General features: G+C 73.3%; 22 protein-coding genes. 6 read left to right on the top strand and 16 right to left on the bottom strand.

Annotation, left to right across the window (positions count from 1 at the left end; translation table 11 throughout):
- Positions 1-32: 32 nt before the first annotated feature.
- From ACWEN0_RS44315 to ACWEN0_RS44295, 5 genes are read right to left on the bottom strand one after another with little or no spacing between them, the layout of a single operon-like run.
- Positions 33-1,325: a DUF58 domain-containing protein gene (locus ACWEN0_RS44315; protein ID WP_451987135.1), complete on the bottom strand. Its 1,293-nt coding sequence runs from the start codon at positions 1,323-1,325 to the stop codon at positions 33-35.
- Between the two features lies 1 nt (position 1,326).
- Positions 1,327-2,292, bottom strand: a complete 966-nt coding sequence (locus ACWEN0_RS44310) for an AAA family ATPase (protein ID WP_451987133.1) — start codon at positions 2,290-2,292, stop codon at positions 1,327-1,329.
- Entirely contained in the window at positions 2,289-3,428 is a 1,140-nt protein-coding gene (locus ACWEN0_RS44305) for a DUF4350 domain-containing protein (protein WP_451987131.1), read from the bottom strand. Before ACWEN0_RS44305 ends, ACWEN0_RS44310 begins: the two co-directional genes overlap by 4 nt.
- Complete coding sequence (locus ACWEN0_RS44300; protein ID WP_451987129.1) at positions 3,425-4,066, bottom strand: DUF4129 domain-containing protein; 642 nt, start codon at positions 4,064-4,066, stop codon at positions 3,425-3,427. The genes ACWEN0_RS44305 and ACWEN0_RS44300 overlap by 4 nt, the downstream gene beginning before the upstream one ends.
- The gene (locus ACWEN0_RS44295) at positions 4,060-5,205 is read right to left on the bottom strand and encodes a hypothetical protein (protein ID WP_451987127.1); all 1,146 of its coding nucleotides are present in this window, start codon (positions 5,203-5,205) and stop codon (positions 4,060-4,062) included. The genes ACWEN0_RS44300 and ACWEN0_RS44295 overlap by 7 nt, the downstream gene beginning before the upstream one ends.
- A 250-nt stretch (positions 5,206-5,455) precedes the next feature.
- On the opposite strand from ACWEN0_RS44295, the gene ACWEN0_RS44290 reads away from it, so the two are divergent.
- Positions 5,456-6,475, top strand: coding sequence for a neutral zinc metallopeptidase (locus tag ACWEN0_RS44290; RefSeq protein ID WP_451987125.1), 1,020 nt, complete (start codon positions 5,456-5,458; stop codon positions 6,473-6,475).
- On the opposite strand, the gene ACWEN0_RS44285 is transcribed toward ACWEN0_RS44290, so the two are convergent.
- Together ACWEN0_RS44285 and ACWEN0_RS44280 are read right to left on the bottom strand one after the other, a co-directional pair.
- Positions 6,468-6,896 carry a hypothetical protein gene (locus tag ACWEN0_RS44285; RefSeq protein WP_451987187.1) on the bottom strand — a complete coding sequence of 143 codons (429 nt, stop codon included), beginning with the start codon at positions 6,894-6,896 and terminating at the stop codon, positions 6,468-6,470. The two genes, ACWEN0_RS44290 and ACWEN0_RS44285, sit on opposite strands and share 8 nt — an antisense overlap.
- 81 nt (positions 6,897-6,977) lie before the next feature.
- Positions 6,978-8,057 carry a potassium channel family protein gene (locus tag ACWEN0_RS44280; protein ID WP_451987123.1) on the bottom strand — a complete coding sequence of 360 codons (1,080 nt, stop codon included), beginning with the start codon at positions 8,055-8,057 and terminating at the stop codon, positions 6,978-6,980.
- A gap of 91 nt (positions 8,058-8,148) precedes the next feature.
- On the opposite strand from ACWEN0_RS44280, the gene ACWEN0_RS44275 reads away from it, so the two are divergent.
- Entirely contained in the window at positions 8,149-8,511 is a 363-nt protein-coding gene (locus tag ACWEN0_RS44275; RefSeq protein WP_451987121.1) for a DoxX family protein, read from the top strand.
- Positions 8,512-8,643: 132 nt separating this feature from the next.
- Here the strand turns inward: ACWEN0_RS44275 and ACWEN0_RS44270 are convergent, their stop codons facing one another.
- The gene (locus ACWEN0_RS44270; protein ID WP_451987119.1) at positions 8,644-11,886 is read right to left on the bottom strand and encodes an ATP-dependent helicase; all 3,243 of its coding nucleotides are present in this window, start codon (positions 11,884-11,886) and stop codon (positions 8,644-8,646) included.
- 79 nt (positions 11,887-11,965) lie between these two features.
- A complete protein-coding gene (locus ACWEN0_RS44265) occupies positions 11,966-15,133 on the bottom strand; it encodes an ATP-dependent helicase (protein ID WP_451987185.1) in 3,168 nt (1,055 codons plus the stop codon).
- 149 nt (positions 15,134-15,282) lie between these two features.
- Between ACWEN0_RS44265 and ACWEN0_RS44260 the strand changes: the two genes are divergently transcribed.
- Entirely contained in the window at positions 15,283-15,606 is a 324-nt protein-coding gene (locus ACWEN0_RS44260) for an MGMT family protein (RefSeq protein WP_451987117.1), read from the top strand.
- Between the two features lie 28 nt (positions 15,607-15,634).
- Entirely contained in the window at positions 15,635-16,492 is an 858-nt protein-coding gene (locus tag ACWEN0_RS44255; protein WP_451987115.1) for a siderophore-interacting protein, read from the top strand.
- Positions 16,493-16,518: 26 nt separating this feature from the next.
- Here the strand turns inward: ACWEN0_RS44255 and ACWEN0_RS44250 are convergent, their stop codons facing one another.
- Positions 16,519-17,325 (bottom strand): uroporphyrinogen-III synthase, encoded by an 807-nt coding sequence (locus ACWEN0_RS44250; protein WP_451987113.1) that lies wholly within the window; start codon positions 17,323-17,325, stop codon positions 16,519-16,521.
- The gene (locus tag ACWEN0_RS44245) at positions 17,318-18,286 is read right to left on the bottom strand and encodes a helix-turn-helix transcriptional regulator (RefSeq protein WP_451987111.1); all 969 of its coding nucleotides are present in this window, start codon (positions 18,284-18,286) and stop codon (positions 17,318-17,320) included. Before ACWEN0_RS44245 ends, ACWEN0_RS44250 begins: the two co-directional genes overlap by 8 nt.
- Before the next feature lie 62 nt (positions 18,287-18,348).
- On the opposite strand from ACWEN0_RS44245, the gene ACWEN0_RS44240 reads away from it, so the two are divergent.
- Together ACWEN0_RS44240 and ACWEN0_RS44235 are read left to right on the top strand one after the other, a co-directional pair.
- Positions 18,349-18,744: a DUF3224 domain-containing protein gene (locus ACWEN0_RS44240; RefSeq protein WP_451987109.1), complete on the top strand. Its 396-nt coding sequence runs from the start codon at positions 18,349-18,351 to the stop codon at positions 18,742-18,744.
- Positions 18,745-18,753: 9 nt separating this feature from the next.
- Positions 18,754-19,857, top strand: coding sequence for a DNA glycosylase AlkZ-like family protein (locus ACWEN0_RS44235; RefSeq protein ID WP_451987107.1), 1,104 nt, complete (start codon positions 18,754-18,756; stop codon positions 19,855-19,857).
- On the opposite strand, the gene ACWEN0_RS44230 is transcribed toward ACWEN0_RS44235, so the two are convergent.
- The 5 genes from ACWEN0_RS44230 to nirB form a co-directional block, all read right to left on the bottom strand.
- Positions 19,854-20,633: a maleylpyruvate isomerase family mycothiol-dependent enzyme gene (locus ACWEN0_RS44230; protein ID WP_451987105.1), complete on the bottom strand. Its 780-nt coding sequence runs from the start codon at positions 20,631-20,633 to the stop codon at positions 19,854-19,856. The genes ACWEN0_RS44235 and ACWEN0_RS44230 overlap by 4 nt on opposite strands.
- Entirely contained in the window at positions 20,603-21,259 is a 657-nt protein-coding gene (locus tag ACWEN0_RS44225; RefSeq protein WP_451987103.1) for a TetR/AcrR family transcriptional regulator, read from the bottom strand. Before ACWEN0_RS44225 ends, ACWEN0_RS44230 begins: the two co-directional genes overlap by 31 nt.
- Positions 21,260-21,335: 76 nt before the next feature.
- Positions 21,336-22,430: a uroporphyrinogen-III synthase gene (locus tag ACWEN0_RS44220; RefSeq protein ID WP_451987183.1), complete on the bottom strand. Its 1,095-nt coding sequence runs from the start codon at positions 22,428-22,430 to the stop codon at positions 21,336-21,338.
- A complete protein-coding gene (gene nirD / locus ACWEN0_RS44215) occupies positions 22,430-22,774 on the bottom strand; it encodes a nitrite reductase small subunit NirD (protein WP_451987101.1) in 345 nt (114 codons plus the stop codon). The genes ACWEN0_RS44220 and nirD overlap by 1 nt, the downstream gene beginning before the upstream one ends.
- Positions 22,771-25,278 (bottom strand): nitrite reductase large subunit NirB, encoded by a 2,508-nt coding sequence (gene nirB, locus ACWEN0_RS44210; protein ID WP_451987099.1) that lies wholly within the window; start codon positions 25,276-25,278, stop codon positions 22,771-22,773. The genes nirD and nirB overlap by 4 nt, the downstream gene beginning before the upstream one ends.
- Position 25,279 lies beyond the last annotated feature (1 nt).

Genomic DNA, 25,279 nt, shown 5'->3' with positions numbered 1-25,279 from the left:
TCCGGACGGGCGCCCACCACCGGAGTCACCCGTCAGAGCCGGCCCGCGGCCTTGAGCGCCAGGTACCGGTCCGCCAGCGCCGGCGGCAGCTCCTCCGGCACGGCGTCGACGACGCTCACCCCGTGCCGCCCCAGCCGCTCGGTCACGCGGTGCCGTTCCGCCAAGGTCCTTGACGCCGACGCCGCGTCGTAGACCGCTTCGGCGTCACCCCGGCCGGACAGCATCTCCGCGACCCGCGGGTCCGCGACCGACGCGACGATCAGCTCGTGCCGCGCGGTCAGCGAGCTCAGCACCGGGAACAGGCCTTCCTCCAGCGGCGCCGCGTCCAACCCGGTCAGCAGCACCACCAGCGAACGACGGCGGGTGCGCTGCAGCACCTCGGCGACCATCCCGCGAGCGTCCGTCTCGACGAGCGAAGGCTCCAACGGCGCCATCGCGTTCACCAACGACGTCAGCAGAGCGGCCCCCGAGGCCCCCTGCACCGCGGCCCGCAGCCGGCGGTCGTAGGCGAGCAGGTCGACGCGGTCGCCGGCCCGGGAAGCCAGTGCGGCCAACAGCAACGCCGCGTCCATCGCCGCGTCGAGGCGCGGGGCGTCGCCGACCCGGCCCGCCGACACGCGGCCCGTGTCCAGCACCACGACCACGTGCCGGTCGCGCTCGGGACGCCACGTCCGGACCATCACGTCCGCCGCGCGGGCGGTCGCCCGCCAGTCGATCGAGCGGACGTCGTCGCCGATCACGTACTCGCGCAGCGAGTCGAACTCCGTGCCCTGGCCCCGGATCAGCACCGCGTTCCGGCCGTCGAGCTGCTGCAGCCGCGCGAGCCGCGAAGGCAGGTGCTTGCGGCTGTGGAACGGCGGCAGGACCCGGACCGTCCACGGCACTTCGTGCGAACCCTGCCGCGCGGCCAGGCCCAGCGGGCCCACGGACCGGACCGTCACCCGCGCCGCCGTCCGGTCGCCACGCCGCGACGGCCGCAGCGGAGTCACCAACGCCCGCCGCTCCCCCGGCGGGACGCGCACGGCGTGCCGGTCCGCGGCGCCCGCCGACGGCGGCCACGCGTCACGCAGCTGCCCGCGCACCGGGCGGCCGCCGGGGTTCGCGACGACCAGCGTCACCTCGCACGGCTCGCCGAGCCGCACGGACGTGTCCCCGGAACGGGAAAACCGCAGTGGCGCCACGCTCCCGGCCAGCAGCAGGTCGACGACCACGAGCAGCAGGAGCACCCCGCCGACCGCCAGGATCCCGGTGGTCGACGGCAGGAGCAGCCCGACCACGAGCGCGCCGAACAGCGCGGCCAGCCCGAGCCTTCCGGTGACGGCCATGTCAGCGCGGCACGGGCACGGACGCGAGCACGCGGTCCAGGACGCCGTCCGCGGTGACGCCCTCCAGCTCGGCCTCCGGCCGCACGTCCAGGCGGTGCCGCAGGGCGGGCCGCGCCAGCGCCTTGACGTCGTCGGGCGTCGCGTAGTCGCGCCCGGCCAGCCACGCCCAGGCCCGCGTCACCGCGAGCAACGCCGTGGCACCACGGGGAGAAACACCGATGCGCACCGAGGGCAACGACCGCGTCGCCCGGCACAGGTCGACGACGTACGCGATCACCTCGGGCCCGATCGTCACCTTCGCGACGGCTTCGCGCGCGGCCGCCAGTTCCACCGCGCCCGCGACCGCCTTGAGGCCCGCCGCGGCGAGGTTGCGCGGGTCGAAGCCCTGCGCGTGCCGCCAGAGGATGCCGATCTCGTCCTCGCGCGAGGGTGCCGGCATGGTCAGCTTGAGCAGGAACCGGTCCAGCTGCGCTTCCGGCAGCGGGTAGGTGCCCTCGTACTCCACGGGGTTCTGCGTGGCGATCACGATGAACGGGTCGGGCAGCGGCCGCGACTTGCCGTCGAGCGAAACCTGCCGCTCCTCCATCGCCTCCAGCAGCGACGACTGCGTCTTCGGCGGCGTCCGGTTGATCTCGTCGGCGAGCAGCAGGTTCGTGAACACCGGCCCTTCGCGGAAGGAGAACTCGCCGCTGTGCGCGTCGTAGACGATCGAGCCGGTGACGTCGCCGGGCATCAGGTCCGGCGTGAACTGCACGCGCGTGGTCTCCAGGTCCAGCGCCGCCGCCAAAGCGCGCACGAGCAGCGTCTTCGCCACGCCCGGGACGCCTTCGAGCAGTACGTGGCCCCGGCACAGCAGCGCCAGGATCAGCCCGGTGACCGCGGCGTCGTTGCCGACGACCGCCTTGCCGACCTCGGCGCGCAGCGCGATCAGCGCGTCACGGGCCCCGGTCGCGTTCTCGCTGGTCAAGACCGCCCCACCTCTCGTTCCACCTCGTCCAGTTCGCCGGCCAGCCGGACCAGCGCGGGGTCGTCCGCCACCGGCGGGCCGTAGAGCACCGCGCCGACTTCGTTCGCCGGCCGCCCGGTGCGCGCGCTCACGGAGTTCACCAGCGCCGCCGGGTCGGCGTCGCGCGGCAGGCCCAGCGCGGTGCGCAGCCGCGCCCGCGCCGCCTCCCGCAGGGTCTCGCCCGCGTGCCCCGCGGCCTTCGCCCGCCGGTACAGCCGCGCGCGGCCCTCGGCGGTCTCCGCCGCGCGGACGACGATCGGCAACGGCTCGGTGACCACGGGGCCGAGCCGGCGGGCCCGCCACAACGCGAGCAGCGCCACGGCGATGAACGCCTGCGCCGCACCGTAGTACCAGCCGTCCGGGATCAGGGCGAAGATCGACTTGCGGGTGTCGTCCAGCCCCGGATCGGACGTGGACGGCAGGTACCAGACCAGCTTCGGGTGCGCGCCGAGCAGGTGCAGCCCGAGCGCCGCGTTGCCCTGGTCGGCGAGCCGCGAGTTGGTCAGCGGCGCCGACGAGCCGAGCAGCGTTGTCGTGCCGCCCGCGTCGGCGAGCTGCAGCAGCGTGCCGCCGCCGTCTTCGCCGGGGTAGCACGACCGCGCGCCGGGGGCGGCGTACCCGACGCCGCCGAGCGAGACGTCGCCCGCCGCGACCGCCGCGGCGACCGTGCACTGCGGGCTCAGGGTGCCGATGTCGCTCTGCCCGGCGGGGTGCACAAGCGGCAGCGAGTCGTGCAGGGTCGCCGACCCCGGCGTCACCAGGACGACGTCCGCGGCGTGCTGCCGCAGCGCGTCGAGCCGCTTGGCCGGGACCAGGTCGGGCTGGGTGACGAGCAGGGTCGCGTCCTCGGTGATCGCGTCGTCCGCTTCGTCCATCGTGTGCGCGGTCCGGACGTCGACGCCCTGGTCCTCCAGGAGCTTCGCGAGCGCGTGCGCTCCGCTGGGCTCGTACGAACCGGGCTCGAGCGCGCCGTACGTCTGCTCGCCGCGGCCGAGCAGCAGGAGGGCACCGGCGACGAAGATCAGCGCGACGATCGCGAGCGGGAGCCGTGCTCCGCGCCAGATCCGGCGCGCGTCCGGCGAAGTCGAGGTGCTCACGGGCCCGCCATGGCGACCGGACGCTCACGGCGGCAGCGTTCGTCCAGCTCGGTCAGCGTGCGGTAGGCCGCTTCGGTGCCCTCGCGGCCGCCGTAGTGGACGTCGTCGAACAGCCGCGCGCCCTGCCGCAGTTCCGCCGCGACGGTCGGCAGCAGCACCCCGGCTTCGGCGGCGGCCTCGTCGGCGGTCCGGCCGGAGCGGACGTCGAGCAGTGCGCGTTCCTCCAGGGCCCGGACGACGGCGCGGAAGCGGTCGCGGACGGCGTCGCCGTACCGCCCGCCCGCCGCGGCTTCCTCGGCCGAGCGCCGGTAGCCGTCCGCGCTCTGCCGCGTCCCGCCGAAGACGGCCCCGCCGGCCCGCGCCAGGCGGGCGACCTGGCCGGTGCGCAGCCGGATCACGACGACCAGCACGATCAGCAGCGCCACGATCAGCAGCAGCCCGAAGATCCCGCCGGGGACGACCGAGGACAGGCCGTTCAGCAGCTTTTCCAGCTGCTCGCCCAGCCAGTGCCAGAACTCCTGCAGGACGTTCGGCTTCGCGTCCTGGTACTTCGGGTCGGAGAGTTCTTGCGCCGCCGCGCGCCGCGCGTCGTCCCGGTCGATGTCGACCGGGACGTCGGTGAGCAGCGACGTCACCATGCCTGCGGCGGCTGCACCCCGGCCGCGCGGGCCAGCTCGATGTCCATGCCCTCGCGGCGCATCCGCTGGTCGAGGTAGACGATCACGGTGACCAGCGTGACGAACGGGATCGCGATGGTGCCGGAGACGATCTGCCCGGCCGAGGCCAGCAGCAGGTCGCCGGTGCTCGGCACGTAGACCTTGCCCGGGTTCAGCACGGCCGAGAACACGCCGGTGCCGAGGGTGAACGGCAGCTGGATGATGTTCTCGAAGAACGACTCGATGACCTTCGCCAGCACCAGGATGCCCAGCACCCGCCAGAACGCGCCGCTGACCAGCTTGACCGTCCGGGCGAACGCCTGCCGGAACGTGCCGCGCTCGAGCACGAGGGCCGGCGCCGCGAGTGCCCAGAACGTCCAGGCCACCGCCCCCGGGATGAAGCAGAGCATCACGCCGACCGTCGTGACCAGGGCGTAGGCGAACGCGACGCCGATCAGCGGCAGCAGCCGCGGCCGCACCTCGCCCCACACGACCCCGAAGTTCACTTCACGGCCCAGCGCGGCGCGGCCCATCACCGCGGCCATCAGGCCCGCGGTGATCGTCAAGAGCAGCGTTTCGACGAAGAGCGTCGGGACGATCGCCAGGAAGGCGTCGCCGAACGCGCCGAACACGGCGTTGCGCAGCTCTTCGTCGGTGGCACCGGGGCCCAGGTTGTCCGGTGAGGCAAGGCTTTCGAGGTCGGCGAGCACGTACCGCTGGACCAGGAAGCCGATCCCGGCGCTGAGCACCGCCATCACCGCGCCGATGCCGAAGATCAGCAGCGGGTACCGGCGCATCGCGGTGATCGCGCCGTCGAGGATGTCGCCGACGTTCAGCGGCCGGAGCGCGATCACGCCCGGCTTGCCGAGACCGTGCGGGTTCCACCGCGGCTGCCCGGTGTGGGGCGGCTGCCACCCCGGTGACGGGGGCGGCGGCGCGGGCTGGGCGACGCTCTGGACGTCCGGCGGCTGCCACCCGCGCGGCGGCGTGGCCGGTGACTCCGCGTGCTCTTCGGCCGGCTTCGACTCACCCGATCCGGGAACGGTGGCCCGGGGGATCCCCTGGCTGGGTGTCGGCGTGTCGGCGCCCTCTCCGCCGGGCGCGCCACCGGTGTCTGTCATCGAAGCCCCTCGCCTGCAGTACCTGCTTGCGGACACTCTCTCAGAGCCCGTTGCACCCGGCCAGACCTGGGGTGACGTCCGCGCGTGGTGACACCGTGCGCACGAACGGGTGCGAGCGGGCCCGTTCCCCCGATATGCTGAACGCCGGGATCGGGTACCCCCGGTCCGTACCGAGACCCTTCGGGACTGCCCAGTGACGCAACCGCCCCACGGCCGGATACCGCCTCGCGGAACCGTCCAGCCGCCGCCGGTGCCGGATGCGCAACCGGATCTTCCCTGGCTGGGCCACCCGCACACCGTGTCCGCGCCGCGGCGCCGCTCACCGGCGGCCGTGATCGGCGTGTGCCTCGGAGCGGTCGCCGTGCTGGTGCTCGGGCTGGTCGCGATCGTGGTGCTGAACCGCGGCGAGACCCCCCTCGCCAACCCGAGCTACCGCGACACGCCGTCGTCGGCGGACAACCCTTCGCAGCTGCCGCTCGGCGGCAACGGTGCCCCGGCCTCGGCGTCGACCCCCTCGACCGAGGCGTCGGCACCCAGCGCGACCGGCCCGCAGAAGATCCTCAAGCTCGCCGACCACCCGATCCTGCAGGACCCGAACGCCGGCCTGCAGAACCGCGTCTGCAACCTGCCGCCCTGGCAGAGCACGCAGGACGGCGCCGAAGCGTTCTTCACGGCGGCGAGCAAGTGCCTCGACGCGGCGTGGGGCCCGTTCCTCGAGGCCTACCACCTGCCGTTCACGCCGCCGGCGCTGCACTTCCCGACCGGCGCGAGCTTCGAGACCGAGTGCGGCACCATCCAGGTCGGCATCGCGACCGCCGCGTACTACTGCGAAAACAACCTGTACGTCCCGTTCCGCGGCCTGCAGACCGACCAGTACGGCAACAACCCCGGCGTCTACCTGGCCCTGTTCGCCCACGAGTACGGCCACCACGTCCAGGAGGTCGCCGGGCTGATGGACGCGGCCTGGCAGAAGATCTACGAGGCCGGCCAGAACAGCCCGGCCGGGCTGGAGATGTCGCGGCGCAAGGAACTGCAGGCCCAGTGCTTCTCGGGGATGTTCCTCGGCGCGCACGTCGACCAGGGCGGCACGATCAGCCGCGACATGTACAACAAGGCGTGGAACGACCAGGAAACCCGCGGCGACAACACCTCCCGCAGCCACGACCACGGCACGAACGCGCACTACGCGTCCTGGTGGCGGGCGGGGGCGACGAGCAACCGGATCGCCGACTGCAACACCTTCGCGGCGCCGTCGTCCGAGGTCAGCTGACCTTCACGGCCGGCTTCGGCCGCAGCGGGATGCTCAGCCAGAGGTAGACGAACATCCCGCCGGAGAAGCACGCGAACACCAGCAGGGCCAGGCCGACCGGGCGCCGCGCGTCCGACGCCCCGGCCGAGGTGTCCGCGGCCCGGACGGTGACCGTGCCCTGGTCGGGCAGCACCTCCGGGACGCCGACGTCGATGCGCTCGCCCTGGCCGTGCCCGCAGCCGTTGAGCGTGCCCTCGTGGGTCTTGCCGGCGACGGTGAACTTCACGGTCTCGACGGCGTCGGGCTTGTCGCACGCCGCCGGCTTGGTGACCTCCGCCGGGACCGGGGCGCCGAGGTCGTCGTTGGTGATGCCCAGCAGCCCGGGCCCGGCCAGCCAGGCGAGCAGCACGACGAGCACGCCCGCCGCGGCGGGGATCGCCACCGTGGGCCACTTCAGGGCGAGGGATCGCGGAGGCACTTCGCCATGGTTCCAGATCCGCCGGGCAAAACCCAGGTGCCCTGGTCAGCGCTCGATCTTCTCCGCCTGCGTCACCTTCTTGACGTACAGCAGCTTGTCGCCCGGCTCGATGGCGTCGGCCTGCGGGGCGTCGACGCGGTACAGGACACCGTCGCGGACCAGGCCGAGGACCAGGTCGGACAGGTGCCGCGGCGAACCGCCCTCTTCGGACGGTTCGACCGGCCGCTCGGCGATCGCCAGCCCCGACTCGGGCGTGAGCAGGTCCTCCATGATGTCGACGACCAGCGGCGTCGACGTCGCCATGCCGAGCAGCCGCCCGGCCGTCTCGCTGGACACCACGACCTGGTTCGCCCCCGACTGCTTGAGCAGGTGGACGTTCTCCGCCTCCCGCACCGACGCCACGATGTGCGCCTTGGGCGCCAGCTCGCGGGCGGTGAGCGTGACGAGCACCGCCGTGTCGTCGCGGTTCGGGGCGACCACCACCGCGCGGGCGTGCTGCACCGCGGCGACGCGCAGGACGTCGGACCGGGTGGCCGAGCCGTGCACGGCGACGAGGCCGAGCGCGCTCGCCGCGTCGAGGGCCTGCTGGTCGGTGTCGACGACGACGATCTGGCCCGGCGCGACGTTCTCGTCGCCGAGCAGTGCGTTGACGGCGGACCGGCCCTTGGTGCCGAACCCGACGACGACCGTGTGGTCGCGCACCTTCGTCCTCCACTTCTGGATCTTGAACGCCTGCCGGGAGCGCTCGGTGAGCACCTCCAGGGTGGTCCCGACCAGGACGATGAGGAAGAGCACCCGCAGCGGGGTGATCACCAGCACGTTCACCAGCCGGGCCGACGACGTCGCGGGCGCGATGTCGCCGTAACCGGTCGTCGAGAGGGAGACCGTGGCGTAGTACAGGCTGTCCAGCAGGGACAGGCCGTCACCGTTGGCGTCGCGGTAGCCGTCGCGGTCGATGTACACGATGACCACGGTGGCCAGCAGGGCCAGCAGCGCGCCGATGATCCGCTTCAGGATGGAGCGCATCGGGCTGACGGTCAGCTCGGGCATCCGCAGGACGCCGACGAGCTCGTGGTCCGGCCGATCGGTGAGACTGCCCAACGGCAACCGCCTCAGGGCCTTCATGCACCTACTCCCAGCGGCAGGTGTCGAGCGTCACTCACGCCCGGAGAATAGCCGAACCGCCGGGCGCGCCGCCGCGTGGAACGATCAGGTCATGGCGATCTCACAACGGCCCGCGCACCTCCTGGCCGGCGCGCTAGGCGCGATGGGCGTCCTGCACTTCGCCGCGCCGAAGCCGTTCGACGGGCTGATCCCGGCTTCGCTGCCGGGGTCCCGGCGGGCGTGGACGTACGGCTCGGGCGTGGCGGAGCTGGCGGTCGGGGCCGCGGTGGCGGTCCCCCGCACGCGCCGCCTGGGCGGCCTGGCGGCGGCCCTGCTGTTCCTGGGCGTCTTCCCGGGCAACGTCAAGATGGCCGTCGACGCCCGCACGTCCCCCCAGCGAGCCGTCGCCTACGCCCGCCTCCCGCTGCAGTGGCCCCTGATCGCCTGGGCCCTGAAGGTCCGCGACCGCGCTTGACGGGGCATCACGCGTGATTGAGCGGGCATCACGCGTGTCTGAAGAGGCATCGCGCTGATGCCCCGCCAATCACGTGTGATGCCCCTCTGATCACGTGTGATGCCCCTCTGGTCACGCGTGTCGCCCCTTCGATCACGCCTCGGGGATGTCGCGGAGCAGGCGGCGGAGGCCTTCGGCGTCCAGGAGGTCTGCTGGGCGGATCGTGCGGTTCGCCCGGACGTAGTGGAACGCCGCGCGGACCTCGTCCACCGGGATGTCCTTCAGCGCCGCCCAGGCCATCCGGTACGCCGCCAGCTGGACCGCCAAGGCGTCGCGGCGGGACTCCGGCGGGATCGCGCCCGTCTTCCAGTCCACGACCTCCCAGTAGCCGTCCGGGTGCCAGAACACCGCGTCCATGCGGCCGCGCAGGGTGATGCCTTCGACGTCCGCCGAGAACGAGACCTCCGTCGCGTGCGGGACGCGGTCGGCCCACTCGCTCTCCTCGAACGCCGCCTGGAGCTCCTCGAAGTCCGCGTCGGGAGCCGCGTCGACGTCGGCGGCGCCGGGGAGGTCGTCGATCTCGATCAGCTGGTCCCCGGCGAAACGGCGTTCCAGCCAGCCGTGGAACTCCGTGCCGCGGCGGGCGAAGCTGTTCGGTTCCTTCGGGAGCGGACGGCGCAGCTCCGTCGCCAGCCGGTCGGAGTCCTCGGCCAGGGCCACCAGCTGGCTGACCGAAAGCCGGGACGGCAGCGGGACCCGGTGCACGTTGTCGTCCTTGCGCGCCCACTCCTCGAGCAGGACGTCGGTGTCGGTCAGCCAGCCGTCCGGATCGTCCTCTTCGGACTCCGATTCGTCCGAAGAGGACAGTGCCTCGAAGACCAGGTCCACGCCGGTCTGCACGCCGGTGCGGCGGTCCGCCAGCGGGTCGACCGGCCACTTCGACGTCCGGGTGTCCGACACGAGCGGGTTTTCGTCCTCGGCGGCCGGTTCCGGCGCCCATTCGGCGAGCTGCCCGACGCCGGTCTCGCGCAGCACGTCGCCGATCTCCGTCAGGAACTCCGACGGCCCCTTGAACCGGCTGCTGCTTTCGTTCCACCAGTGCCCGGACACGATCAGGGCGTGCTCGGACCGCGTCAGCGCGACGTAGCAGAGCCGCCGTTCCTCCGCCTGTTCCCGCTCGACGAACCCGGCTTCGTGCAGTTCCAGTCCTTCTTGGACTTCCTTGCGGTCGTAGCCCTCGGCGATCCGCAGGTCGGGCAGGTCCTGGGAGTCGCCGCGCAACGCCGCGGGCAGCGACGTCGCCGTCCGCAGCCACGACGACGACCGCCGCCGTCCCGGGAACACCTCGTGCACCAGGTGCGGAACGGCGACGACCTCCCATTCCAGGCCTTTCGCCGAGTGCACGGTGAGCACCTGCACGCGGTCCGGCACGACCTCGACCTCGCCCGGCGTGAGCCCGTCTTCGGCGTGCGCGGCGGTGTTCAGGTAGTCCACAAAGGACAACAAGGTGGCCGTCGGCGCGGTCTCGGCGTAGTCGGTGACGACTTCGGCGAACGCGTCCAGGTGTGCCCGGCCCGCGGATCCCGGCCGGGCCAGCGATTCGACGTCCAGGAGCAGCGTGCGCTCGACGTCGGCGACGAGTTCCGGCAACGACTGGTCGAGCCGTCGCCGCAACGCCGCGAGCTCCCAGCCGACCCGGCGGATGCGCTTGTAGCCCTCCTCCGAATAGCGGTCCGGCGAGCCCGGCTCGTCGATCGCGTCGATCAGTCCCGCCTGCTCGACGCGTTCCACGACCAGTTCCGGACTGTCCGAAGCGGACTTCTCCGGGGTGGACAGCTCCCCGGCGCGCCGCCACAGCGCGGCGACGTCGGCGGCCGCGAGCCGCCACCGCGCGCCGGTCAGCAGCCGGGCCGCCGCGCTGCCCGAAAGCGGGTCGGCGAGCACCTTCAGCGTCGAGACGAGGTCCGCGACCTCGGGCTCGTCCAGCAGGCCGCCGAGCCCGACGACCTCGACCGGCAGCCCGCGCGCCCGCAGCTCGGCGGCGATCGGCGCCATGTCGGCGCGGCGCCGCACGAGCACGGCCGCGGTCGGCGGCTTGCCGGTCTCCTCCTGCACGGCGTACCAGCGGCGCGCGAGCGCGTCGGCCACCCACCCGCGTTCGGCGCGGATGTCCGGCAGCAGCGCGCACGCGATGTCCGCGGCGCCGGCGCCTTCGCGCGCCCGCAGGCGTTCGACGCCCAGACCGCGGGCCCGGAGCGGTTCGGCGATCGCGTTGGCGAGGTCGAGGATCTCCGGCGGGTTGCGGAAGCTCGTGAGCAGGCCGTACTCGTTCGCCGGGACGAGACGCTCGCCGTCGGAGCGCGGGAAGTCCGTGGTGAACCGGGGCAGGTTGGCCGCGCTGGCCCCGCGCCAGCCGTAGATCGCCTGCGCCGGGTCGCCGACCGCGGTCACCGGCATCGGCGCGTTCTCGCCGCCGCCGAACAGGGCTCGCAGCAGCACGCGCTGGGCGTGCCCGGTGTCCTGGTATTCGTCGAGCAGCACGGCACCGAACCGCTCGCGCTCGCCGCGCACGACCGACGGGTAGCCGCTCGCCAGCTGCGCCGCCAGGGACATCTGGTCGGCGAAGTCGAGCGCGCCTTCGTTGCGCTTGCGCCGGTGGTAGTCCTCGACGAGCGGCAGCAGCGCGAGCCGGAAGTGCTGCGCCGCCATGATTTCCGTCAGCTTCTGCGGCAGCGCGGCCCGCTGTCCCTTGGCGCGCGGGGCGTTCTCGATGACCTGGCACATCCACCGCGTGTACTCGGCGAGCTGGTCGGTCGAGATCAGGTGCTCGCCGAGTTCCCCGGCGAGCTGCAGGACGTCGGCGGTGACGGTCGGCGGCACGCGGTCGGTGTCGAGCTCGTTGTCCCAGGTGGACACCACGCGGTGCGCGATCTGCCACGACGACGTCTCGGACAGCAGCCGGACGCCGGGCTGCACGGGCAGCCGCAGGCCGTGTTCGGAGAGGAGCCGCCCGGCGTAGGCGTGGTAGGTCAGGACGGTCGGTTCGCCGGCGACCACAGTGGACCGCAGCCCGCCGGACGGGTCGAGCCGGTCGAGCAGCCCGGAGCCGGCGAGCCGCCGCAGCCGCGCGCGGACGCGTTCACCGAGTTGCCGGGCGGCCTTGCGGGTGAAGGTGAGGCCGAGGACGCGGTCGGGGCTGACGATCCCGTTGGCGACGAGCCAGACCACGCGCGCGGCCATGGTTTCGGTCTTCCCGGCCCCGGCCCCCGCGACGACGAGCGAGGGTTCGACGGGCGCGGCGATGACGGTGGCCTGCTCGGGAGTGGGCCGGTGCAGCCCGAGCGCGTCGGCGAGATCGGCGGGCTCGACGGGATTGGCGGTGACGAGCGGGCTCACGCACCCCCCTCACCGGAGGCTCGTGAGGGAGAAACCGGGTTAGCACACTGGTTGTCGCCCACGACATCGTTCGGCTTGGTCACGGGCCCGGCACCTGTCGTCCTTCGGGGCGCAGCGGGCAGCAGCCGCGGGCCGGGCAGCGGTCGCAGTCCGGGTTCTCCTGGGCCTGGTAGTCCGGCCCCGCCGCCGAGGCCGCCGCGTCGCGGACCAGCTCCAGCCACTGCTTGCCACCCACGTCGTCCAACGGCGGCTGCGAACGCTCGGTCGCCCCGGTCTTGTTGTTCGCCTTCGCCACGTACACCAGCCGCGCGCCGCCGGGCTCGTTCGCGCCCTTGATCGCGCCCAGCAGCACCGCCAGCTGGTACGCCGCCAGCTGCGGGTGCTCCTCGGCGTCCTTTCCGGACACCGGGACCTTGCCCGTCTTGATGTCGACGATCACCGGCCGCCCCTCGGCGTCCAGCTCGACCCGGTCGACGCGGCCCCGCAGCAGCACCCGGACTTCGTCGGCCCCGCCCGCCGGCAGTTCGACCTCGATGTCCTGCTCGACGCCCGCCGCGGTCAGCTCCGCCCGGCTCTGCTCCAGCCACGTCGTGAAGTTGCGCAGCATCTGCTCGACCCGCCGCCGCTCGCGCCGCGAGAACCACGGCGCTCCGGCGTCGACGCGCACCCAGGCCTCGTCGAGCGCCGCCTGCAGCTCGGCGTCCGTGCTCCCGGACGCGACGGCCTGCGCGAGCCCGTGCACCAGCGTCCCGGTGACCGCGGCCAGCTGGGCCGGGTCGCTGCCGCCGTGGCGCTCGATCATCCAGCGCAGCGGGCACTTCGTCAGGATTTCCACTGTGGACGGTGAGATCCGGATCAGGTCGCCCGGCGGGTGCACCGGCTCGTCCGTCGACGCCGGGAGCAGGCCGTACCACGTCGAAGGGTGCGCGCCCGGCACCTTCGCGTCGGCCAAGCGGGCCAGCTGCGCCGCCGCCCGACGCCGGCGCGCGGGGTCGGCCTTGTCGTCGCAGACGACCTCGCGCAGCTCCCCCACCAGCTCGGCCAGCACCAGCGACCGGCCCGGCGGCTTCATCCGCGAATCGAGACCGCCGTCGTCGGCGCCGTTCTCCTCGAGGTCGTCGAGGAACCGCGACGGCTGTTCGTCCTCTCCGGACACCGCCGTCACCAGCAACGTCTGCTTCGCCCGGCTCATCGCGAGGTAGAACAGGCGCCGCTCTTCGGCGAGGATCGGCGCCGTCGCGGAGACGGCGTCGTCGTCCACTCCGGACATCAGGTCCTTGAGCCGTTCGACGCCCAGCACGGATCCGCGCAGCCGCAGGTCCGGCCACGCGCCTTCCTGCACACCGGCGACGGCGACGACCGTCCATTCGCGACCGGCGGCCGCGTGCGCCGTGAGCAGCGAGACGCCGTCGGCCGGGACCGCGGCCGGCGCGAGCGTGTCACCCGCGATCTGTTGCGCGCCCAGGTAGTCCGCGAAGGACGCGACACTCGACCGCGGCAGCCGGTCCACGTACCGCCCGGCCGCGTCGAACAGCGCGACGACGGCGTCGAGATCGCGATCGGCCTGCGCACCCAGCGAACCGCCGCGCTCGACCTGCTTCAGCAGCTTGTCCTGAAGGCCGCTTTCGTTCCACAGCCGCCACAGCACCTGCTCGACACCGTCCCCGCGCGCGACGGCCTGGTGCGTGACGCGCAGCAGCCCGCCGACGCGCCGCACCGGCTCGGACTCGGCGTCCGCCAAGCCGGCGAGGATGTCCCCGCCGCGCAACGCTTCCACGAGCAGTTCGTCGCTCGACCGCTGACCGCCCCCGGCCAGTTCGAGCCGCCGCAGACCGCGTCGCAACCGCCGCAACGCCAAGGGATCCGCGCCGCCGAGCGAGGACGACAGCAGCATCTCCGCGAGGTCGACGTCGAGCAGTTCCGGCGAAGGCGCGAGCTTCAGGACGGCCAGCAGCGGCCGCACCGCGGGCTGGCGGGCCAGCGGCAGCTCCTCCGTCGCCGAGCCGATCGGGACGCCGGCGGCGCGCAGGGCCCGTTGCAGCACCAGGAAAGTCCGCGCGGGCGACCGGACGAGCACCGCGATCTCCGACCACGGCACGCCGTCGACGAGGTGGGCGCGGCGCAGCTGGTCGGCGATCCAGCTCGCCTCGGCGGCCGGGGTCGGCATCACGCGGACCCGCACGTTCCCGCCGGTCGCCCCCGCGGGCGGGACGATCTTGCGGTGCGCCGACGCACCCGGCAGCGTCGCGCCGATCTTGGCGACCGCGAGCCGCACCGCCGGGGCGAGCCGGTGCGCCGTGGTGAGCGTGACGGTCCGGCTGCCGTCCGGGTCGGCGTCGGCGAACAGGCTCGCGTCGGCGCCGCGGAAGGAGAACACGTTCTGGTCGGGGTCGCCGGCCACGACGAACTCGGCCGCGGTGTGCCCGATCATCCGGACCAGGCTGGTCTGCAGCGGGTCGAGGTGGTGGGCGTCGTCGACGAACAGGTGCCGCACGCGCGTGCGCTCGCGCATCCGCAGCTCGTCGTCGTCCTCGAGGGCGAGCAGCGCGGACGTGACGAGCTCGGCGGCGTCCAGGGCGGGCGCGCTCGCGACGCCCAGCGCGTTGCCGCCCGCGCCCTGCAGCTGCGTGACCTCTTCGTACTGGGCCCAGAACTGCCCGGCGGCGACCCACTCGTCGCGGCCGCGGCGACGGCCCAGCTCGGCGAGGTCCTCCGGCCCGAGCCCGCGCTCGGCCGCGCGCATCAGCAGGTCGCGCAGCTCTTCGGCGAAGCCGGGGACCATCAGCGCGGGCCGCAGCTGCTCGGGCCAGTAGCCGGCCTCTTCGTCGAGGTCACCGGCCAGCAGTTCGCGGACGACGACGTCCTGTTCGGCGCCGGCGAGCAGCCGGGGCGGCGGCAGCTCCTCCGCCATCGCCTCCAGCCGCAGCAGGGAATAGGCGTACGAGTGGACGGTGCGCACCAGCGGTTCGCGGACGGTCCGGGGCAGCGGCCGCGCCTGGTCGGGGTCGGCGGTGAGCCGGCGGGTGATGTCGGCGCGCAGCGCGTCGGCGGCCTTGCGGGACGTCGTGAGCACCAGCACGCTCTCGGGGTCGGCGCCCTCGGCGATGCGGCGGGTGGCGGCCGACGCGAGCAGCGCCGTCTTGCCGGTGCCCGGGCCGCCGAGCACGCGGCGGAACCCGCCGGGTGCGGAGAGCACGCGCCGCGCGCCTTCGTCCCAGGTGAACGTGGGTGCGTCGGCGATCGGCATGCGCACCAGCCGCGCGTCCGCCTGGGCCGTTCGCCTCGCGTTCACCCAGCGATGGAACCACGACCGGTCCCCCGGGTGTCGCACCGGCACGCTTGACGGCACCCGCGGTGCGGCGGACGGCTGTCGTACCCATCCGGCAGAGTGTCGGTATGGACGACGTTCTGCACGAGCGCGTGCGGGAGATCATCGAGTCGGTGCCGGCCGGCACGGTGGCGACGTACGGCGACATCGCGGCGCTCGCCGGCGCCCCTTCGCCGCGGATGGTCGGCGCGATCCTGGCCGAGGACGGGCACGACCTCCCGTGGCACCGGATCCTGCGCGCGAACGGGACCCCGGCACCGCACCTAGTGCACGACCAGCTGGAGCGGCTGCGCGCGGAGGGTGTGCTGGCCGACGGTCAGCGCGTCGACCTGCGCAAGTACCGGTGGCAGCCGGACGGTGACGAAGATCCCGGTGAGGAGGGACTGTTCTGACCCCGTCTTTTTAGGTTAGCCTCGCCTAATGACGATCCAGGCGGAGCGGCCGACTCTGACGTACCACGGGGCCCGGGTCACCGTGGTCCGGCCGGTGACGCCGCACACGGTGCGCGTGACGTTCTCGGCGGTGAGCTTCCGCGACGTGCCCGCGGGGCCGCCGGACCAGTACGTCAAGGTGTTCTTCCCGCTGCCCGGGCAGGAGACGCCGGTGCTGCCGGAGACCGGCTCCGACGTCCTGTCCTGGTACCGGACGTACCTGGCGATGCCCGACGACGTCCGCCCGCCGATGCGCACGTACACGGTCCGGGCGCACCGCCCGGAGGCGGCGGAGATCGACGTCGACTTCGTGCTCCACGGCGACGACGGCCCGGCCTCGGCGTGGGCGTCCCGGGTCGCGCCGGGCGACCGGGTGGCGTTCCTCGGCCCGCACGGCCTGTACGCGGCGCCCGCGGAGTGCGACTGGCAGCTGCTGGTCGGCGACGAGACGGCGCTGCCGGCGATCGGCGCGATCGTCGAGCGCCTCCCGGCGGGCGCGCGGGCTTCGGTGTACGTCGAGCTTTCGGACCGCGCGGAGCGCCAGACGTTCGAGACCCGCGGAGCGGTCGAGGTCCACTGGGTGGTGCGCGGCGCGCGCCCGGTGGGCACGGCGCTGCTGGACGCGGTCCGCGGCGCGGCGTTCCCGGGCGGGACGCCGTACGCGTGGGTGTCGGGCGAGGCGGGCGTGGTCAAGCAGGTGCGGCGGCACCTCGTGCGGGAGCGCGAGGTGGACAAGCGGCTGATCTGCTTCACGGGCTACTGGCGGCAAGGCGTCAGCGAGGAGGCGGCCGGCCGGGAGTCGGTGCGGGCCGCCGAAGCGGGCGAGCTACCGTCCGACGAGGACTGACACCGGCGCCCCGCAGCTTAGGGAAGCTACCCGCCGAGCCGGTTGACCAGCAGCTTCACCAGCGCGCCCAGGCGCTGCCGGTCCGGCTGCAGCGTCGCGATGCCCGCCTCCTCCAGGGGCGCCGCGGTCACCGGGCCGACGCACGCGCACACCACCGGTCCGCGCAACGCCGTCAGCAGCTCGTCGTAGCGGCCGTAGGACCGGGCCAGCGTCAGGAAGTTCGCCGCCGCCGGGGCGCTCGTGAACGCCAGTGCGCCCAGGTCGCCCGTGATGGCGGCGTCGATCAGGTTGTGGACCGGCGTCACGTCCGGTGGGGAGAACCACCGGTACGGCTGCACCTCCACCAGCGACGCCCCGGCGTCCACCAGCGGCTCCGTGTGCTCGGGCAACGGCGTCCCGTGCAGCTGGACGGCCACCCGCGCGCCGCCGATCGCGGCCGAAGCGGCGGCGCCGAACAGCTCCGCGTTGGTCTCCGAAGCAGCCGAGAAGGACTCACGCAGACCGGCGCCGCGGACCGCGCCCACCGCCTTCGGACCGCGCGCGTAGATCCGGGACTCGCCCAGCCGCGCCAGCAACGGCTCGCGCAGGCCCCAGCCGGACGCCGCCTCGAGCCAGCCGCGGAAACCCGCGCCCGTCGTCACGATCGTGAGGTCGACCGGTGACGCCGCCAGGGCCAAGGTCGCTTCGCGGAGCGCGGGGTCGGAATCCAGGGGGACGATGGTGATCGTCGGGGCGTGGCGGACCTCGGCGCCGTGGCGTTCCAGCGCGGTGATGAACTCCCCGGCCCGGCGCTCGGCGGTGACGCCGACCGCGATCCCGCTCAGCTCAGCCATACATCGCGCCCATCTCCTCGATCGCTTCCGCCAGCTCCGCACGCAGGTCCGCCGGTTCGAGGACCTCGAGGTGCGGCCCGAACCGCAGCAGTTCGCCGATCGCCGGCTCGCCCGGCTCCACCGGCAGCTCCACGGTGAGCCAGCCGTCCGCGTCGGGCTCCCCGGTCGCCGAGCGCAGCGCGCGGGCGCCGACCGAGCCCGCGTAGAACGGTACGAGAGCCTGCGCGCGCGGCGACAACCGCACCACGGCGACGCGCGGGAACATCCGGCGTTCGAACTGCTCGGACCACTCCTGCCAGTAGCGCGCGAGGTCGAACCCGGCCGGTCGCTCGAACTCCTCTCCGAGGTCGGTGAGCTCCAGCACGCGTGAGATCCGGTAGGTCCGGTCGGTGCCGTCGCAGCGCGCGGCCAGGTACCAGTTGCCCGCCTTGAGGATCAGCCCGAGCGGCTCGACGTCCCGCTCGACGACGCGCTGCCCCCACCGCTCGTAGCGGATCCGGATCCGGTGCGACGACCACACGGCGTCGGCGACCGCGGACAGCACCGGCAGGCTTTCGATACCGCGGTGCCAGCCGGGGACGTCCAGGTAGAAGCGCTCGGCGACGCGTCCGGCGCGGTCGCGCAGCTCCTGCGGCAGCGCCGCGTACAGCTTGAGCTGGGCGGCCGCGAGCACCGTGCCGAGGCCCAGCTCGGCCGCGGCCACGGGCAGCCCGGCCAGCGACAGCGACTGGGCCTCCTCCTCGGTCATCCCGGTGAGCCGGGTGCGGTAGCCGTCGACCAGGCGGTACCCGCCGGTCCGGCCGCGGTCGGCGTACACCGGGACGCCGGACGCCGACAGCGCGTCGATGTCCCGGTAGACCGTGCGCACCGAAACTTCGAGCTCCTCGGCCAGCTCTTCGGCCGTCATCCGGCCGCGGTTCTGCAGCAGGAGCAGGACCGAGAGGAGCCGGCTGGCGCGCATGAACCCAGTTTGGCAGAAATACCTGACACAAGCTGACAGGTATGCCCGGCAGAGTGGCCTCCATGAACGCATTCACCATGAAGAACTGGGAAGAGAAGATCGTCAGCGGGACCGAAGGCGGCCCTCGCGTGGCGTACGCGCACGCGTCGATGGCTTACGAGGGCGTCGTCGAGGGTGAATCGATCTGCGATCTCTTGCTGTACTACGCGGGCGAAGGCTACGAAAGCGGCAAGACGACGTCGCCGAGCTTCGAGCGCTTCGACGGCAAGGTCGACGGTCGCGAAGGGACGTTCATCGTGAAGCACGAGTTCACCTTCGACGCCCAGGGCATCGCGTCGACGTTCGAGGTGGTCCCGGGCTCGGGCACCGGCGAACTGGCGGGGCTCACCGGGCGCGGCACCGTCGGCGGCGCGATGGGCGAGGAGAAGATGGGCTACACCTTCGAGTACACGTTCTAGGAGCCGCACGTGGACCGTCGTCAGGTTCTCGCCTACCGCATCGCCGAGCACGGGCTGCACCGCACGGCACGGGACGTCGCCGACCTCGCCGTCGTCCGGGCCGGGCTCCAGGACAGCATGCGGGACACCGCGCAGCTGGCCCTGGTGGCCCGGCTCGACGGCGAAGTGTCCCTTGTGGACGATCCGCGGCTGGTGCTTGCGTGGACGTTGCGCGGCGCGCCGCACTACCACCTGCGCACGGACCTGCCCGAGGTGATCCGGGCGCTGGTCCCGCTGGACGACGCGGACGCATTGGCCCGGATGCTGTGGCAGCGCAAGGAACTGGCGGCGACCGGGCTTTCGGCGTCCGATGTGGTCTTCACGGCGGCGGCCGCGATCCGCGCCACGGTCAAGGGCGAGATGACGAAGGGCACGGTGTCGACGGCGGTCACCAAGAAGGTGCCCGCGGAGTTCTCCCGCTGGTGCCGCGGCTGCAACGCGACGCACATCCACGAGCAGCTGATGCGCATCGCGGCCCCGCACGGCGGCGTCCGGCTGGTGGCGGGCGCGTCCCCGGCGACGCTGACCCCGCTGGAGGGCCGCGGCCGCGCTCGCCGCACCCCCGACCCGGCGGCCGCGACGGCGGTCGTCCGGCAGTACCTGACGTTGAACGGCCCGGCGTCCCCGGGCGAGGCGGCGGAGTTCGCCGGCACGGCGAAAGCGGTGGTCGACCGGACGTGGCCGGCGGACCTGACCGAAGTGGACGTCGAGGGCCGTCGCCGCTCCTTGCCCGCGGACCGGCTGGCAGCGCTGGAGAACCCCCCGGAGCCGGACGTGGTGCGCCTGCTGCCGCCGTGGGACCCGTTCGTCCAGGCCCGCGACAAGGCCCTGCTGGTCCCGGACCCGGCCCGCCGCAAGGAAGTCTGGAAGATGCTGGGCAACCCCGGCGTACTGCTGGCGGACGGCGACATCGCGGGCACCTGGCGGACGAAGGGCAGCGGCGCGAAGCTGACGTTCACGGTCACGGCGTTCGACCCCCTGCGCCCGGCGATCCGCGAAGAAGCCGAAGCCGAGGCAGCCCGGGTGGCGGCGGCGCGCGGCTTCGAGAAGCACGCGGTCGCCTGGGCGCCCTAGAACACCACCCGTGCCGCACGCAGGGCGTCCACCACGGCGGGGTCGCCGTCGACGTCGAATTCCGGGTCGCCCGGCCGGCCCGAGAGGTGCCAGAGGTAGTCGAGCGGATCGGCGCGCACCCACGCGACCGGCTCGCCCTCGCCGAGCCGCCACGCGCCGCCCAGCTCCAGCACCAGCGGCGGCCCGGTCCACTCCTCGGCAAGGTCACGGGCCACCTGCATGACCACGACGTCGTCGTTCACCGCGAACGGACGGCCGGTCGCGCGGGCGATCTCCAGCCGGTGCAGCCAGGTGTCCCGGTTGGACAGGACGTCGAGCACGTAGGCCATGGCCGGGTCGACCAGCGGTTCGCCGGGGAAGTACCGCTCGGTGCGCTGCCGCCGGACGAACGCCGGGGTGCGCCGCCGCCTGCGGACCGCCCGCGGCCCGACCCGCGCGAGCAGCGCGCGAAGCTCCTCGTCGGACAGCGGCGAGAAGGTCGCCACCTGCAACGCGTTGTGCGCGTCCAATGCGGACAGTTCCGGGAACCGCCTGCGCGCGGCCCGGATCCGGCCGGGGATCGTCCACGGCCGCGCCGTCTCCGCGTGCTGGCCGACCAGGTGGGCGACCACCTCGCGCACGGTCCACCCGCTCGCCGTGGGCCGCCGGCCGTCGTCCGGGCCGAGCGAACCGAGCAGGACGTCCAACGCGGCCAGCTCGGCGAGGCCGACGCGGGCGACCTCCTCGCGGTCCGGGCGTGCGATCGTCAGGGCGTGGCTGGTCCGGGTCTGTCGCATGGCTGCCCTCCCGGGGCGAAGTACCGGACGAACATGGTGAAAACCTCGGGCAGCAGCGACGTGAACCGCCCGGCTTCGTACCCCGCACCGGGCTCGTTCGCGAGCTGCTGCGACAGCGTCCCGGTGACGACGATCGACAACAGGGCGATGCCGGCCTCGGAGTCGGCGCCGGGATCGAGCTCCCCCGCGGCCACGGCGTCGCGCACCGCCCCGCGCAGCAGCTCGACCAGCTCGGCACTCGGCTGGAACGCTTCGGCGGACGGCTCGAACTCCGGCACCGGCCGCCACGCGACGAGCTGGGCGTGCACCGGGTGCGCCATGGCGACCCGGCCGAGCGCCTCGACCGCCGCGGCCAGGGCAGGCAGCCCGGGCACCCTCCCCTTCAGCGCCCGGGCCACCGCCTCTCGCTGCTGCTCCGCCCCCTCCCGGAACAGCACGTCGTAGACGGCGTGCAACGAAACGAAGTGCTTATACAGCGACGGTTGCCGGATGCCGACCCGCCGCGCGACCTCGGACAGGCTGAGGCCGGCCACCCCGCGTTCGGCCATGACCTCGACGGCGGTGTCCAGGATCTCCCGCCGGGTGTCCGCCCGCCGGCGTCGTTGCGGTCCGCGCGTCTCGTCCACCAGTCCCGCCCTCGGCTATGACCTCTAGCTTGGGCTATAGGTTATCCCCTTCGCCACGGACACCGCAAGGGGCCGTTCAAGCGTCCACGGCCAGCCGGTAGCCGCGCTTCACCACGGTCTGGACCACCCGGCCGCCGCCGAGAGACGTGCGCAGGCGGCCGATCGCCGTCTCCACCGCGTGTTCCTCGCCGCCGCCCGGCAACGCCGAGATCAGCTCGCGGCGGGACACCACCCGGCCCGGTGACGCCGCCAGCGCCCGCAGCAACGCCATCGGTGCCGGGGCCACTTCGTGCCACTCGCCGTCCACCACCGCCGCCTGGCCGCGGAGTTCGATCGCGCGGCCGCCCGCCGAAAACCGGGGTGAGCGGGTCAGCAGCGTCTCCGACACCGTGCGGGCCAGCGCCCCGATCCGCGCCCGGTGCGGCTGGACCGTCGGAATCCCCAAGGCCGCCAAGGGGCCCGCCGTGATCGGGCCGACGCACGCCGCCACCACCGGGCCCGACAACGCCGTGACCAGGCCCGGGAGCCGGCCGGTGCGGCGGGCCAGGGCGATCAGCGAGGCCACCGCCGGCGCGCTCGTGAACGGCAGCGCGTGGATCGAGCCCTCCAGGACCCCGTCCAGCAGGCGGTCGACCGGCGCCGGGTCCACCGGCCCGACCCAGCGGTACACCGAGATCTCGATGACCTCCGCGCCCGCCGCCCGCAGCGCGTCCACGAAGTACGGCAACGGTTCGCCGTGCAGCTGCACCGCGATCCGCTTCCCGGAAACCCCCGAAGAAAGCAAGTGCTGCAACAACTCCGCGTTGCTTTCCGACGCCGGCGAGTAGGCCTCCGAAAGCCCGGCCGCGCGGATCGCGCCCGTCACCTTCGGCCCGCGCGCCAGCAACGCGCACTCGGAAAAGCGCGAGATCAGGGAGTCGCCCAGGCCCCAGCCCTCTGCCGCCTCGAGCCAGCCGCGGAAGCCGATGCCCGTCGTCGCCACCACCGTGTCGACCGGGGTCTCCAGCAACGCCGTCGTCGCCTGGTGCAGCTCCGTGTCGTCGGTCAGCGGGACGATCCGGATCGCCGGGCCGTAGCGGACGCTGGCCCCCTTGCGCACGAGCAGCGCGCCGAGCTCGTCCGCCCGGCGCGCCGCGGTGATGCCGACCACGAAACCGCTCAGCGGCAACATCACGGGCTCTCCACTTCGACCACGCCCTCCCGCACGCGCACGTCGTACACCGGCACCGACACGCCCTCGGCGTCCAGGCACTGTCCACTGTCGAGCGCGAACCGCTCCTTGTAGACCGGCGAGGCGACCACCGGGACACCACCCGCGTCACCGACGATGCCGCGGGAAAGCACGGCCGCACCACTGCACGGGTCCCAATTGGACAGTGCGTACAGCCGCTCGCCAGGCAGCCGGAAGATGGCCACCTGGACGCCGCCGTCGAGCAGCGCGGCGACTCCGGCGTTCTCGGGGACGTCGGTCGCCGCGCACACCGCCGTCCAGGTTCGTTCGATCGACGTGGTCATCGGCGCACCTCCGGTACTCCCAGCATCACGGGCACCTTCTGCTCCCGCTCCGAGCGGAAGGAGATCGCGGGGTCGGGCGTGCCCGGCGCGTTGACGAACGACGTGAACCGCGCCAGCTTCTCCGGGTCCTCCAGCACGCCCTTCCACTCGTCGGCGTAGTTGTCGACGTGCTTGGCCATCGCCGCGTCGAGGTCTTCGCAGATGCCGAGCGAGTCGTCGACGATCACCGCGCGCAGGTGGTCGAGCCCGCCCTCCAGCTCCTCGATCCACGGCGCGGTCCGCTGCAGCCGGTCGGCCGTGCGGACGTAGAACATGAGGAACCGGTCGATCGTGCGGATCAGGGTCTCGGTGTCCACATCGGACACCAGCAGCTCGGCGTGCCGCGGGGTGGTGCCGCCGTTGCCCCCGACGTAGAGGTTCCAGCCGTTCTCCGTGGCGATGATCCCGAAGTCCTTGCTCCTCGCCTCGGCGCACTCCCGCGCGCAGCCGGAGACGGCCGACTTCAGCTTGTGCGGCGACCGCAGCCCGCGGTAGCGCAGCTCCAGCTCGATCGCCAGTCCTACGCTGTCCTGCACGCCGTAGCGGCACCACGTCGACCCGACGCACGACTTGACCGTGCGCAACGCCTTACCGTACGCGTGCCCGGACTCGAAGCCCGCGTCGACCAGCCGGCGCCAGATCAGCGGCAGCTGGTCCACGGTGGCGCCGAACAGGTCGATCCGCTGCCCGCCGGTGATCTTCGTGTACAGCCCGAAGTCCTTCGCGACCTCGCCGATCACGATCAGCTTGTCCGGGGTGATCTCGCCGCCGGGGATGCGCGGGACGACCGAGTACGTGCCGTTGCGCTGCAGGTTCGCCAGGTACCGGTCGTTGGTGTCCTGCAACGTCATCTGCTCGCCGCCGAGGACGTGCCCGTTGCCGAGGGTGGCCAGGATGGACGCCACCGCGGGCTTGCAGACCGCGCAGCCGCTGCCCGTGCCGTAGCGGCCGATCAGCTCGCTGAACGTCGTGATCCGGGTGGCCTGGACGATCTCGAACAGCTCCGCGCGCGACTGCGGGAAGTGCTCGCAGACGGCCTTCGACTGCTCGACCCCGCACGCCGTCAGCAGCTTGCCGAGCAGCGGGACGCACGAGCCGCACGCGGTGCCGGCGCGGGTGCACGCCTTGACCTTCGGCACCGAGTCGCAGCCGTCTTCGTGGATCGCCCGGGTGATCGTGCCCTTGGAAACCGCGTTGCACGAACAGATCTGGGCCGCGTCCGGCAGCGCGTCGACGCCGACCGCCGCGCCCCCGCCCGCCGGGGCGAGGATCGCGCCCGGCTCGGCCGGCAGCGGCCGCCCGACCAGCGCGCGCAGCGTGTTGTACTCGGTCGCGTCGCCGACGAGCACACCGCCGAGCAGCGTCTTGCCGTCGTCGGTGACCACGAGCTTCTTGTACGTCCCGGCGACCGCGTCGTTGACCGCGACTTCCAGCGCGCCTTCGGCCTGGGCGTGCGCGTCGCCGAACGACGCGACGTCGACACCCATCAGCTTCAGCTTGGTGGACGTGTCCGGCTCCGGGAACGTCCCCGAACCCCCGGTGAGCTGCGCGGCGACGATCTCCGCCATCGCGTACCCGGGTGCCACGATGCCGTAGACGCGCCCGTCGACCGCGGCGCATTCGCCGATCGCGTAGACCGCCGGGTCGCTCGTGCGGCAGGACGCGTCGGTCAGCACACCGCCCCGCGGGCCGACTTCGAGGCCGGACTGCCGCGCGAGGTCGTCGCGCGGCCGGACGCCCGCCGAGAACACGACGAGGTCGACGTCCAGCTCGGTGCCGTTGCCGAGCTTGGCCAGCAGCCGCGAGCCGTCGGCTTCGATGGCGTCGGTCGACGTTCCCGTGTGGACGGTCACGTCGAGGTTCGTGATGAGCCGCCGCAGCAGCGAGCCGCCGCCTTCGTCGACCTGCAGCGGCATCAGCCGCGGCGCCATCTCGACGACGTGCGGGGAGAGTCCCATGTCCCGCAACGCCTTCGCGGCTTCCAGGCCGAGCAGGCCACCGCCGATGACGACGGCCGAGCGCCGCCCGCGGCCGGGCTTTCCGACGGCCGCCGCGCGGATCGCGTCGAGGTCTTCGATGGTCCGGTAGACGAAGCAGCCGGGCAGGTCGTGCCCGGGGACCGGCGGCACGAACGGCCGCGAGCCGGTGGCCAGGACCAGCGCGTCGTAGGAGAGGACAGCACCGGAGGCCGTGGTGACCGTCCGGGCGGTCCGGTCCAGCGAGGTGACCAGCTCGCCGAGCCGCAGGTCGACGTGCGGGTCGTCCGCGTAGTCCGAACCCGGCAGGGCGAGGGCCGCCGGGTCCCAGGTGTCCACATAGGACGTGAGCGCCACCCGGTCGTACGCCGGGCGCGGCTCCTCCGACAGGACGACCACGTGCCAGTTCCCCGAAGGGTCTTCCGCACGCACCGCCTCCACGAGCCGGTGGGCGACCATGCCGTGTCCGGCGACGACCAGGGTGGGCATC

The sequence above is a fragment of the Amycolatopsis sp. NPDC004378 genome (assembly GCF_053602455.1).
This window is presented reverse-complemented; position numbering and strand designations above follow the sequence as displayed.

What these genes read in the sequence shown, in the direction of transcription:
- ACWEN0_RS44295 (WP_451987127.1), bottom strand. Translation starts at nt 5,205, where the DNA reads ATGACAGACACCGGTGGCGCGCCCGGCGGAGAGGGCGCCGACACGCCG.
- ACWEN0_RS44315 (WP_451987135.1), bottom strand. Translation starts at nt 1,325, where the DNA reads ATGGCCGTCACCGGAAGGCTCGGGCTGGCCGCGCTGTTCGGCGCGCTC.
- ACWEN0_RS44260 (WP_451987117.1), top strand. Translation starts at nt 15,283, where the DNA reads ATGGACGACGTTCTGCACGAGCGCGTGCGGGAGATCATCGAGTCGGTG.
- ACWEN0_RS44240 (WP_451987109.1), top strand. Translation starts at nt 18,349, where the DNA reads ATGAACGCATTCACCATGAAGAACTGGGAAGAGAAGATCGTCAGCGGG.
- ACWEN0_RS44230 (WP_451987105.1), bottom strand. Translation starts at nt 20,633, where the DNA reads ATGCGACAGACCCGGACCAGCCACGCCCTGACGATCGCACGCCCGGAC.
- ACWEN0_RS44275 (WP_451987121.1), top strand. Translation starts at nt 8,149, where the DNA reads ATGGCGATCTCACAACGGCCCGCGCACCTCCTGGCCGGCGCGCTAGGC.
- ACWEN0_RS44245 (WP_451987111.1), bottom strand. Translation starts at nt 18,286, where the DNA reads ATGCGCGCCAGCCGGCTCCTCTCGGTCCTGCTCCTGCTGCAGAACCGC.
- ACWEN0_RS44265 (WP_451987185.1), bottom strand. Translation starts at nt 15,133, where the DNA reads ATGCCGATCGCCGACGCACCCACGTTCACCTGGGACGAAGGCGCGCGG.
- nirB (WP_451987099.1), bottom strand. Translation starts at nt 25,278, where the DNA reads ATGCCCACCCTGGTCGTCGCCGGACACGGCATGGTCGCCCACCGGCTC.
- ACWEN0_RS44250 (WP_451987113.1), bottom strand. Translation starts at nt 17,325, where the DNA reads ATGGCTGAGCTGAGCGGGATCGCGGTCGGCGTCACCGCCGAGCGCCGG.
- ACWEN0_RS44255 (WP_451987115.1), top strand. Translation starts at nt 15,635, where the DNA reads ATGACGATCCAGGCGGAGCGGCCGACTCTGACGTACCACGGGGCCCGG.
- ACWEN0_RS44220 (WP_451987183.1), bottom strand. Translation starts at nt 22,430, where the DNA reads ATGTTGCCGCTGAGCGGTTTCGTGGTCGGCATCACCGCGGCGCGCCGG.
- ACWEN0_RS44300 (WP_451987129.1), bottom strand. Translation starts at nt 4,066, where the DNA reads ATGGTGACGTCGCTGCTCACCGACGTCCCGGTCGACATCGACCGGGAC.
- ACWEN0_RS44280 (WP_451987123.1), bottom strand. Translation starts at nt 8,057, where the DNA reads ATGAAGGCCCTGAGGCGGTTGCCGTTGGGCAGTCTCACCGATCGGCCG.
- nirD (WP_451987101.1), bottom strand. Translation starts at nt 22,774, where the DNA reads ATGACCACGTCGATCGAACGAACCTGGACGGCGGTGTGCGCGGCGACC.